Raw genomic sequence first — 10,565 nt, forward strand, 5'->3', positions numbered from 1 at the left:
TGAGCTGCTCTCCGGAATCCTGTGGAGTAAACCTGACGTGATGCTCCGGCGTCGAGTCGGGAAACGTCACACGTCCGCCGGGCCATCGGCACGAAGATGGTTCCGCCCGTGTCGACCGATGCCTCCTGGGAGCGTGCCGCGTGACGTCGTCGGACCGAGTCTCCGCGCCAGTCGAGGACCTGCTGGACACCCGCCCGGAGGTCCTTCGGGAGGCGGCCGACGATTTCGGTCACCTGGTACGCCGGCCGCCCCTGGGCGTGCTGCGGCCCCGGTCCGCGGCCGAGGTCGGGGACGCACTGGCGTATGCGGGGCCGCGCGGGATCCCGGTGGCCGCGCGGGCCGGCGGTCACTCGCTCTACGGCCAGGGTCAGGCGCTGGACGGGATCGTCCTCGACCTGTCCGCGCTCAGCGCGGTCGGGCCGGTGGCCGGCGACCGGGTGGCGGTGCGAGCCGGGGCGCTGTGGCGGGACGTGCTGGCGGCCACCCTGCCGTACGGGCTCACGCCTCCCGTCCTCACCGACTACCTCGGTGCCGGCGTCGGCGGTGTGCTGAGCGCGGGCGGCCTGGGCGGCGCCAGTCACCGGCACGGTCTGGTCGCGGATTCGGTGCTGGAGCTGGAGGTGGTGACCGGGGCCGGCGAGCACCTGGTCTGCTCGCCGGACCGGCATGGCGCGCTCTTCGACGCGGTCCTCGCCGGCCTGGGCCAGGTGGCCGTGATCGTCCGGGCCACGCTCCGGCTGTCCCCCGCGCCCACCGTGGTGCGCCGCTACTGCCTGAACTACCCCGATCTCGCCACCTATCTGGCCGACCAGCAGCTGCTCGCGACCGACCGGCGCTTCGACTACCTCGAAGGCCAGGTCCGCCCGTTGGAAGACACCACGGGCGGCTGGACCTACCTGGTCGAGGCCGTCGCCGCCCACCAGGGCCCGACCCCGCCCGACGACCGGACCCTCCTCGCGGGCCTCGCCTTCGACTCGGCCGAGGTCACCGACCTCGGACACGCCGAGTTCGCGCACCGGGTCGCGGCCGACGAGGAGCTCCTGCGCGCGACCGGCGAGTGGCTGCACCCGCACCCCTGGCTGAACCTGCTGCTGCCCGAGGACACCGCCGCGTCCGTCGTGACCGGCATCCTCGCCGACCCCGGCTTCGGGGACCTGCGCGAGAACGGCGTGGTCCTGCTCTATCCCCTGCTCACCCGCGCCCTGCGGGCCCCGCTGTTCCGCCGCCCGCGCGGCGAGGTCGTCTTTCTGCTGGCGCTGTTGCGTACGGCGGTCCCGGGCGCGGCCGACCCGATGGTGGCCGCCAACCGCAGGGCGTACGAAGCCGCGCGGGCGAAGGGCGCCGTCGCCTATCCGGTCAACGCGCTGCCGATGACCCCGGCCGACTGGCGGGAGCACTACGGCAGCCGGTGGGACACCCTGGCCCGGGCCAAGAGCGTCCACGACCCGTACGGCATCCTGGGCCGGGGCCACGGGATGGCGCGCTGAGAACTGCCGTCCGCCGGGGTGTCGATTCCGTGCGGCGCCGTTCGTCGGTGGGGTGTAAGAAGCTCTTGAGGACCGGGAGGAACCATGAAGTACATGCTGCTGGTCTGCGGCGACGACACCGCCGACGCCTCCGGGATGGCGCCGGTCGAACCCTGGGTGGAGGAGCACGGCGTCCATCGCGGGGCCCGGCTCTACGGCCACCGGCTGCAACTGCCCGACACGGCGGTCACCGTGCGGGTCCGCGACGGTGAGGTGCTGCGGACCGACGGCCCGTTCGCGGAGACCAAGGAGTACGTCGCCGGATTCGACGTCGTCGACTGCGACAGCCTGGAGGAGGCCGTACGGATCGCCGCCGCGCATCCGGTGGCCACCATCGGGGCCATGGAGGTGCGGCCGTTCTGGGACGAGGGGTTCGCCGAGGACGCCGAGACGGCGATCCGTCAGCTCGACGCCGAGCTCACCGCGGCTGCCCGCGAACGCGACGTCGAGCGGCTGACGGCCTGCTACGCGCCCGACGTGGAGACCTTCCAGCCCTCCGGCGTCGAGGCACGGTCGGGGATCGCCGCGTTCCGCAAGGCGGTCGAGGGGTGGTTCGCGACGCTCGACGGGCCCGTGCACCGGGAGGTGCTCGAACTGCGGGTGCGGCCCGGGGAGGGCAGCGCCTTCAGCCACGCCCTCGTCCGGATCCGCGGCACCCGCCTGACCGGGGAGCCCCTGGACCGGACGGTGCGCGTGACCACCGGCTACCGGGACACCGGTTTCAGCTGGCTGATCGCCCACGAGCACGTGTCGGTGCCGCTGGAGGAGACAGCCGGGAGGGAGCGGTCATGAAGTACGTCCTGTTCATCTGCACGCCCGTCGGCGGCGAGGAGCTCAGCCCTGCCGAGATCGCCGAGGACCCGCGCTTCACCTCGTACATCCACGAGGTCCGCAGCCGTGACATCGTCAAGGGCGGCGCTCGGCTGCGGCCGGCCGCCGACGCGACCACCGTGCGCGTCCAGGGCGACGAAGTGCTGCTGAGCGACGGGCCGTTCGCCGAGACCAAGGAGTACGTGGCGGGCCTCGACATCATCGAGGTCGCCGACCTCGACGAGGCCATCGCGCTCGCCTCCCGGCACCCCGCGGCGCTCGCCGGCGGCTCGGTCGAGGTGCGGCCGGTCTGGGAGTGAGCGTCACGGACGACGTCGAGAAGGCCGTCGCCGCCGCCTTCCGTGAGGAGTGGTCCCAGGTCGTCGCCACCCTGATCCGGGTGACCGGCGACTGGGACCTCGCCGAGGAATGCGCGCAGGACGCCTTCGCCCAGGCGCTGGAGCGGTGGCGGCGCGACGGAGTGCCGCGCCGTCCGGGCGCCTGGCTGACCACGACCGCCCGCAACCGCGCCCTGGACGTGCTGCGCCGGGAGGCGGTGGGGGCGGCGAAGCTGCGGGAGGCGGCCGTGCTGGCACGGGACGAGGGACCGTACGACCCGGATCACGAGGGCGACGACAGCGGTGTGGCCGACGACCGGCTGCGGCTGATCTTCACCTGCTGCCATCCGGCGCTGCCCATCGAGGCCCGGGTCGCCCTGACCCTGCGCACCCTCGCCGGGCTGGCCACGCCCGAGATCGCCCGCGCGTTCCTCGTCCCCGAGGCGACGATGGCGCAGCGGCTGGTGCGCGCCAAGCGGAAGATCCGCAACGCCGGCATCCCGTACCGGGTGCCGCCCGCGCACCTGCTGCCCGACCGCACGACGGGCGTCCTCGGCGTGCTCTACCTGCTGTTCAACGAGGGGTACGCGGCCACGGCCGGCGCCGACCTGATGCGGACCGGGCTGTGCGCCGAGGCCGTCCGGCTGACCCGGCTGCTGGCCCGGCTGATGCCCGACGAGCCGGAGGTCGTCGGGCTGCTCGCCCTCCTGCTGCTGCACGACGCCCGCCGGGACACCCGGGTGGACCCGGCCGGTGACCTGGTGACCCTGGAGGACCAGGACCGCACGGCATGGGACCGCGCCGAGATCGACGAGGGCGCCGCTCTGCTGGAGAGCGCCCTGCGCCGCGGCCGCCCCGGCCCGTACCAGATCCAGGCAGCCGTCGCGGCCTGCCACGTCACTGCGGCGACCGCCGCCGACACCGACTGGGCGGACATCGCCGGCCTCTACGGCGAACTCCAGCGGTACGTCCCCTCGGCCGTGGTCCGCCTCAACCGCGCGGTCGCGGTGGGCATGGCCGAGGGCGGGGAGGCGGGCCTCGCACTGGTGGCGGAGCTGGAGGCGGAGGACGAGCTGGCCGGTTACCACCTGCTGCCGGCGACCCGCGCCGACCTGCTGCGCCGGATGGGGCGCACCCGGGAGGCGGCCGCGTCGTACGCGCGGGCCCTGGAGCTGGTGGAGAACGCCGCGGAACGCAGGTTCCTGGAGAGGCGGCTCACCCAGTGCCGGGCGGGGTAGGGACCGGGGGTTCGCCACAGGCTACGTCGGTTACTCGTACGGCAGTTACCTGGGCGAGGTGTACGCGTCGAGTCCGGTCACCGGCCTACTTGTCCAGTGGCGCGCGATGGTCCGGCGGTGGGCGGCGTCCTGGCGGCGGTCCCGGACGGGACGCGGTCGCACCGGCGCACCTTCGCTACCCGGCCGCCCGTCCGGACTTGGACCACGCGGGTCTCGCCCCGCGGGTGCCGGAGGCGGCGGTCCGGCCGGTGTCCAGCCGTCCGTCGCCTCCGCTCCCCACGTCTCCGTCCCCGCGCGTCAGCCGCCGAGCGCGGCCGTCACGACCGCCTGGGCCTCCTCCTGTACCCGGGACAGGTGGTCGGGGCCCTGGAAGGACTCGGCGTAGATCTTGTACACGTCCTCCGTGCCGGACGGGCGGGCCGCGAACCAGGCGTTCTCCGTGGTCACCTTGATGCCGCCGATCGCCGCGCCGTTGCCCGGCGCCTCGGTGAGGACCGCGGTGACCGGTTCGCCGGCCAGCGTCTCGGCGGTGACCTGAGCCGGGGAGAGCTTGGCCAGGAGGGCCTTCTCCTCACGGGTCGCCGGGGCGTCGATACGGGCGTAGGCGGGCTCGCCGAAGCGGGCGGTGAGGTCGGCGTAGTGCTCGGACGGGGTCTTGTCCGTGACGGCCGTGATCTCGGAGGCGAGCAGGGCGAGCAGGATGCCGTCCTTGTCGGTGGTCCACACCGAGCCGTCCCGGCGCAGGAAGGAGGCGCCGGCCGACTCCTCGCCGCCGAACCCGATGGCGCCGCTGACCAGTCCGTCCACGAACCACTTGAACCCGACGGGAACCTCGACCAGTTGCCGGCCGAGGTCGGCGGCGACCCGGTCGATCATCGAGGAGGAGACGAGGGTCTTGCCGACACCGGCGCCCGCCGCCCACTGCTCGCGGTGCCGGTAGAGGTAGGAGATGGCGACGGCCAGGTAGTGGTTGGGGTTCATCAGGCCGGCGTCGCGGGTGACGATGCCGTGCCGGTCGGCGTCCGCGTCGTTGCCGGTGGCGACCCGGAACTCGTCCCGCTTCTCGATCAGCGAGGCCATCGCGTACGGCGAGGAGCAGTCCATGCGGATCTTGCCGTCCCAGTCCAGCGTCATGAACCGCCAGGTGGGGTCGGTGTAGGGGTTGACCACGGTGAGGTCGAGGCTGTGCCGTTCGGCGATCCGGCCCCAGTAGGCGACGGAGGCCCCGCCGAGCGGATCGGCACCGATGCGCAGCCCGGACGCCCGGACCGCGTCGAGGTCGAGGACGCTGGGCAGGTCGTCGACGTACACGCCCATGAAGTCGTACCGGCCGGTGGTGGGCGCGGCGAGCGCACGCTCGTAGGGAAGGCGCTGTACGTCCTTCATCCCGTCGGCGATGATCCGGTTGGCGCGGTCCTGGATCCAGGAAGTGGCGTCGGAGGCGGCGGGCCCGCCGCTGGGCGGGTTGTACTTGAAGCCGCCGTCGGCGGGCGGGTTGTGCGAGGGGGTGACCACGACGCCGTCCGCGAGTCCGGTCGTACGGCCGCGGTTGTGGGTGAGGATGGCGTGCGAGACGGCGGGGGTCGGCGTGTAGCCGTCGGCACTGTCGATCAGGACGGTGACGCCGTTGGCGGCGAACACCTCCAGGGCGGTGACCTTGGCGGGCTCGGACAGGGCGTGCGTGTCGGCGCCCAGGAAGAGGGGACCGTCGGTGCCCTGGCCGCTCCGGTACTCGCAGATGGCCTGGCTGGTGGCCGCGATGTGGTCCTCGTTAAACGCGGTCGTCAGCGACGATCCGCGGTGCCCCGAAGTGCCGAACGCCACCCGCTGGGCCGGGTCGGCCGGGTCGGGGTGCAGTGCGTAGTACGCCGTGACCAGCCGGGCCACGTCGACGAGGTCCTCCGGAGCCGCCGGCCGGCCCGCTCGCTCATGCGGCATGAGTCCACTTCCTCCGCAGTCGTTGATCGATCGCTGGACGCCCATCTTTCCTTGTCAGCGGCGGCGGACGCGAGTGCGGCACCGGCGCCGGCACCGAAGACACCGGCTCAAGGCAGCCCGGCTCGTGGCAGTCCGCCGGGTCGCTGACCAGGTTCTCCAACTCGTCCAGGGGCCGTTCGGTCCGCTTCACCTGCTGGGCGAGCACCCTCACCCGGGCGCTCTGGCCGCCGATCTGCCGAAGGCTGGCGGCCAGTTGCTCGTACTCGCGGACGGCGAGGGCGACGACCTCGTGGCCGCCGAGGGTGATGCGGCGTGGCTGGGGGTGTCTGGCCACTCGGGTCCTCCGCTCCTCGCCCTGCGCTCGTCCCTGTCCGACCGGGTGGTGCCCGGAGAACGCGAGAGGGCCCCCGGATGGTTCCGGAGGGCCCTCACGTGTCGTGAATCGTTCAGTGTGCGGCGGGAACCGTCCGCCCGGCCGGGGCCTTCGCCGGCTTGGGGTTGAGCTGCCGTTCCGCCAACTCGCCGAAGAGCAGGCCGAAGCCGCCCCACAGCACCAGCTGGATGGCCAGTGCCGAGAGCCGGAACCGCCACAGCAGGGTGGCCGGGAAGTCCGTCGGCACCTCGTTGACGGTCGGCAGGAACTGGTACGCCAGTCCGATGACGACCGCGAACGCGGCCGCCGCGACCACGGTCGCCCACCAGGTGCCGAGGCTCGGACGGAGCCGCTTGCCCAGGATGGTGGCGGCGACCGCCAGGAGCACGCTGAGCACCATCATCAGGAAGTACAGCGTGGTCCGCTTGCCGATGGTGTCCGGGTCGCCCACCGACGGCGGGTTGGCCGGGTACTTCAGGAAGGGCACCACGTACACGGCGAGCAGCGCGCAGACGGACAGCAGCAGCGCCGTCGCCCGCGGCGAGAAGCGGCCGAGGCGGCCCAGGGCGAAGCAGTAGGCGAGTGCCGCGATGCCGCCGAAGGCGACCCCGTAGACCAGCACACCGGTGGCCAGGCCCGCGGTGGACTGGAGGGATCGGGAGACGACCTCCATCTCGTGCTCGTGCGAGTGGGCGTCCTCGAAGCTGATCGCCTTGTCGACGTTCGGCTCACCGAGGAGATAGGCGACGACCAGGGCGAGCACACCGGCGGCGAGGCCGGCGAGCATGCCCCGCACCAGGAGGTTTCTTACCGTTGCGGAGTTCATGAGCGTGCGGCGTCCCTTGCGTCAGTGGCAGGGGAAGCCAAGGAGGTGGCGGGCGTCGTGCACCCACTCGTGGACGTCCGTGCCGTTGAACACGGAGGTGGCGCCCTGCTCGGCGCCGACGAAGTAGAGCAGGATGAGCATGAGGATGCCGAAGAAGACCGCCCAGGGAGCTATCGCGCTCAGCGGCAGCTTGGCGGGAACGACGGGGGTGGTGGCTGTCGGCTGCGCGACGGTCTGCGCCATGGCAGAACCTCCTCTGGGAGTTCGCGTCCCATCTCGGTGGTGCACTGGACGACGGCTACGGGTCTGACTCACGAGTTGCCGGGGGCTCTCGCATACAGTGGCGCGACCGTGCCGGACTTCCACCGGCTTCCGTTCTTTCGTCGTCGATATCGGACAGACCGTACCGCGTGTCAGGGGCACGGCCAAGACCGCACCACCAGGCGTGATCTTCATCTCGCGCCCGGTAGCCTGTTCTGGGGGTGCCGGGTCAGCGGTGACGGAACCCGGCGGGCGTCCGCCGGTCCAGGTAGCCCTGCGGCTGCGTCGTCGGCGGCCATGGACGCGCCCATGTGCCCGAGCCCGATGAAGGCGACGGCACGGCTCACCAGGCCACCTCCCTGGTGGTGTCGGGTCCGGCGAGCCCCAGTTCGCGCTCGCCGAGCGGAGCGAAGAACCGGTCGACATCGGCGTCGGTGACCTCGGCGAGGGTGGCCGGGGACCAGCGCGGGTCGCGGTCCTTGTCGATGACCTGGGCACGGATGCCCTCCACCAGGTCGGGGGCGGACAGGGCGGCGCAGGAGACGCGGTACTCCTGGTCCAGGACCCGCTCCAGCGGACCGAGCCGCCGGGCCCGGCGCATCGCCGCCAGGGTGACTTTCAGGGAGGTCGGCGACTTGGTGAGCAGGGTCTCCGCCGTCTCCTTCGCCGCCGGGTCGCCATGGGCGAGCAGCCGCCGGACGATCTCCTCGACCGTGTCGGCGGCGTAGGAGGCGTCGATCCACTCCCGGTGGCGGGCCAGTTCGCCTTCCGGCGCCGGTCGCACGTGCCGGTCGAGCGCATCGTGCACGGGTCGGTCGGCGAGGTCGGCGATCAGCCGCTCGATCCTGTCCGAGGGAACACAGTGGTCGGCGAGTCCGCACAACAGGGCGTCCGCCGCCCCGATCTGAGCGCCCGTCAGCGCGAGGTGGGTGCCCAGTTCGCCAGGGGCGAGGGCGAGCAGGTACGTGCCGCCGACGTCGGGGACGAAGCCGATGCCGGTCTCCGGCATCGCGATCCGCGACCGCTCGGTGGCGATCCGGACGCTGCCGTGCGCGGAGACGCCGACGCCGCCGCCCATGACGATGCCGTCCATGATCGCGACATAGGGCTTGGGGTAGCGGGCGATCCGGGCGTTGAGGCGGTACTCGTCGCGCCAGAACTCCGCCGACGCGCTGCCGCCCCCGGCGCGGACGTCCTCGTAGATGCTCCGGATGTCACCGCCCGCGCACAGACCGCGCTCCCCCGCGCCGGTGATGACGACGGTCTCGACGGCCGGATCGTGCTCCCAGGCGCTGAGGGCCTGGTCGATGGAGCGGACCATGGCGTGGGACAGGGCGTTGAGGGCCCTGGGACGGCTGAGGGTGAGGTGGGCCGCCCGGCCGGCGGTGTGGAGCAGGACGTCGCTCATCCGAGGGCCTCCGTCAGGCCGCGGGCCACGATGACGCGCATGATCTCGTTGGTTCCTTCCAGGATCTGCTGGACCCGCAGGTCACGGACGATCTTCTGGATACCGTACGCGCTGAGGCAGCCGTGGCCGCCGTGCAGTTGGAGCGCGCGGTCGGCCCGGTGGGCAGGGCTGCGGTCGAGGGCGCCGCGGGCGCCGCCGAGTGGGCAGGCGGCGATGCCGGGCCGGCCGCCGACGACACCGGCCGGCCCTGTCACATCCGCGCTCCGGGCGGTGTCTTCATGCCGAACAGGCAACGCATACCGGCAACAGATGAGGAGAACACCGTGACGCCGCGCATTCCGAAGGCCGAGCTCCCCGCCGGGCTCAAGGCGAACATGGTCGAGCAGCTCGGTGCCGTGCCCGAGAACGTCGAGGTGCTGTGGCACAGTCCCGAGGTCGCCCAGGACAACCTGGAGTTCGGCGGCAGGGTCGGCGCCTGGGACCGGGCCGACACGAGCCTCAAGTCGTTCGCGCACATGGCGGTGGCCGCGCAGGTCGGCTGCAGCTGGTGCCTGGACGTCGGCTACTTCCAGGCGCAGAACGGGAACCTGGACCTGGCCAAGGCCAGCCAGGTGCCACGCTGGCGGGAGTCTGGCGTCTTCACGCCGCTGGAGCGGGACGTGATGGAGTACGCCGAGGCGGTGACGAACACCCCGCCGACCGTGACCGACGAGATGCACGCCGCTCTGCTGGACCGGCTCGGCGCGCCGGCGATGGTCGAGCTCACCGCCTTCATCGCCTATGTCAACCTGGCGACCAGGGCGAACGTGGCGAACGGGGTCGGTTCGCAGGGCTTCTCCGATGCCTGCGCGATCCCCCTGGCCAAGCCGGCCGCGACGGCATGACGGCCGACCTCACCGCCGAGGACCTGTTCGTCGCCCATCGCCGTCTGCTGTTCACCGTCGCCTACGAGATGCTCGGGTCGGCGGCCGACGCGGAGGACGTGCTCCAGGAGTCCTGGCTGCGATGGGCCGACGTCGACAGGGCCCGGGTGCGGGACCCGCGGGCGTACCTCGTCCGGATCGTCACCCGCCAGGCGCTCAACCGGCTGCGGACGCTGTCCCGCAGCCGTGAGGACTACGTCGGCGAATGGCTGCCGGAACCGCTGCTGACCGGCCCCGATGTCGCCGAGGACGTCGAACTCGCGGACAGCGTCTCGATCGCGATGCTCACCGTGCTGGAGACACTGGCACCGACCGAGCGGGCGGTGTTCGTGCTCCGCGAGGTCTTCGACGTGCCGTACGGGGAGATCGCCGAAGCGGTGGGCAAGTCGGCCGCCGCGGTGCGGCAGATCGCCCGGCGGTCCCGCGAGCATGTGGCGGCCCGGCGGCCCCGCATCCGGGTGAGCCGGTCGGAACAGCGTGCCGTCGTGGAGCGGTTCCTGGCCGCGCTGCGCACCGGGCGGGTGCGGGAGCTGATGGAGGTCATGGCACCCGACGTGGTCCTGATCACCGACGGCGGTGGACAGCCCGGTGCCGCGCTCACCCCGGTGCACGGCGTCGAACTCGTCGCGGCGCTGCTCGCCCAGCCGGACCGGACGGTCTCGCCGGTATGGCTCAACGGCGCGCCCGCCGGCCGGATCGAGGTCGGCGGGCGGCTGGCGACGGTGAGCGTCGAGGTGGAGAACGGCCGTGTCATCCGCATCCACGCGGTGGCCAACCCGCGCAAGCTGACGCGACTCGACGAGCCGTCCGAACTCACCCGCTAGACCGGTGTGTTGGCCGGGGGGGGGGGGGGCGCCCCGGGGCACCCCCCCGGCACCCGCCCCCCCCGGGGACCCCCCGCCAGAGGGGGGGCACGCCGGCGGC

General features: G+C 72.7%; 11 protein-coding genes, 1 pseudogene and 1 riboswitch. Of the genes and pseudogenes, 6 read left to right on the forward strand and 6 right to left on the reverse strand.

Features of this window, described 5'->3' with window-relative positions; all coding sequences use genetic code 11:
* The first annotated feature begins 140 nt into the window (after positions 1-140).
* The 4 genes from ACWGJB_RS21195 (at position 141) to ACWGJB_RS21210 (ending at position 3,912) form a co-directional block, all read left to right on the forward strand.
* Entirely contained in the window at positions 141-1,487 is a 1,347-nt protein-coding gene (locus tag ACWGJB_RS21195; protein WP_453381681.1) for an FAD-binding protein, read from the forward strand.
* A gap of 84 nt (positions 1,488-1,571) precedes the next feature.
* The gene (locus tag ACWGJB_RS21200) at positions 1,572-2,318 is read left to right on the forward strand and encodes a nuclear transport factor 2 family protein (RefSeq protein WP_453381682.1); all 747 of its coding nucleotides are present in this window, start codon (positions 1,572-1,574) and stop codon (positions 2,316-2,318) included.
* Positions 2,315-2,656, forward strand: a complete 342-nt coding sequence (locus ACWGJB_RS21205; protein ID WP_360478385.1) for a YciI family protein — start codon at positions 2,315-2,317, stop codon at positions 2,654-2,656. Before ACWGJB_RS21200 ends, ACWGJB_RS21205 begins: the two co-directional genes overlap by 4 nt.
* Positions 2,653-3,912, forward strand: coding sequence for an RNA polymerase sigma factor (locus ACWGJB_RS21210; RefSeq protein ID WP_453381683.1), 1,260 nt, complete (start codon positions 2,653-2,655; stop codon positions 3,910-3,912). The genes ACWGJB_RS21205 and ACWGJB_RS21210 overlap by 4 nt, the downstream gene beginning before the upstream one ends.
* A 297-nt stretch (positions 3,913-4,209) precedes the next feature.
* Here ACWGJB_RS21210 and pgm read toward each other — a convergent pair whose 3' ends face one another.
* The 6 genes and pseudogenes from pgm to ACWGJB_RS21240 all read right to left on the reverse strand — a co-directional run.
* Positions 4,210-5,850 carry a phosphoglucomutase (alpha-D-glucose-1,6-bisphosphate-dependent) gene (gene pgm / locus ACWGJB_RS21215; protein WP_453381684.1) on the reverse strand — a complete coding sequence of 547 codons (1,641 nt, stop codon included), beginning with the start codon at positions 5,848-5,850 and terminating at the stop codon, positions 4,210-4,212.
* Entirely contained in the window at positions 5,840-6,184 is a 345-nt protein-coding gene (locus tag ACWGJB_RS21220; protein WP_453381685.1) for a hypothetical protein, read from the reverse strand. The genes pgm and ACWGJB_RS21220 overlap by 11 nt, the downstream gene beginning before the upstream one ends.
* Before the next feature lie 112 nt (positions 6,185-6,296).
* Positions 6,297-7,049: a CbtA family protein gene (locus ACWGJB_RS21225; protein ID WP_453381686.1), complete on the reverse strand. Its 753-nt coding sequence runs from the start codon at positions 7,047-7,049 to the stop codon at positions 6,297-6,299.
* 21 nt (positions 7,050-7,070) lie between these two features.
* Positions 7,071-7,292: a CbtB domain-containing protein gene (locus tag ACWGJB_RS21230; RefSeq protein WP_351696601.1), complete on the reverse strand. Its 222-nt coding sequence runs from the start codon at positions 7,290-7,292 to the stop codon at positions 7,071-7,073.
* A gap of 35 nt (positions 7,293-7,327) precedes the next feature.
* A riboswitch (cobalamin riboswitch) is annotated at positions 7,328-7,470 on the reverse strand.
* Positions 7,471-7,653: 183 nt separating this feature from the next.
* The gene (locus ACWGJB_RS21235) at positions 7,654-8,718 is read right to left on the reverse strand and encodes an enoyl-CoA hydratase/isomerase family protein (RefSeq protein WP_453381687.1); all 1,065 of its coding nucleotides are present in this window, start codon (positions 8,716-8,718) and stop codon (positions 7,654-7,656) included.
* Positions 8,715-8,957, reverse strand: a pseudogene (locus ACWGJB_RS21240) (acyl-CoA dehydrogenase family protein); the annotation flags it as partial. The pseudogene ACWGJB_RS21240 and the gene ACWGJB_RS21235, both read right to left, overlap by 4 nt.
* An 84-nt stretch (positions 8,958-9,041) precedes the next feature.
* Between ACWGJB_RS21240 and ACWGJB_RS21245 the strand changes: the two are divergent.
* Together ACWGJB_RS21245 and sigJ are read left to right on the forward strand one after the other, a co-directional pair.
* The gene (locus tag ACWGJB_RS21245; protein WP_453381688.1) at positions 9,042-9,602 is read left to right on the forward strand and encodes a carboxymuconolactone decarboxylase family protein; all 561 of its coding nucleotides are present in this window, start codon (positions 9,042-9,044) and stop codon (positions 9,600-9,602) included.
* Positions 9,599-10,465 (forward strand): RNA polymerase sigma factor SigJ, encoded by an 867-nt coding sequence (gene sigJ, locus ACWGJB_RS21250; RefSeq protein ID WP_453381689.1) that lies wholly within the window; start codon positions 9,599-9,601, stop codon positions 10,463-10,465. Before ACWGJB_RS21245 ends, sigJ begins: the two co-directional genes overlap by 4 nt.
* Positions 10,466-10,565 lie beyond the last annotated feature (100 nt).

The organism is Streptomyces sp. NPDC054813 (assembly GCF_053611365.1).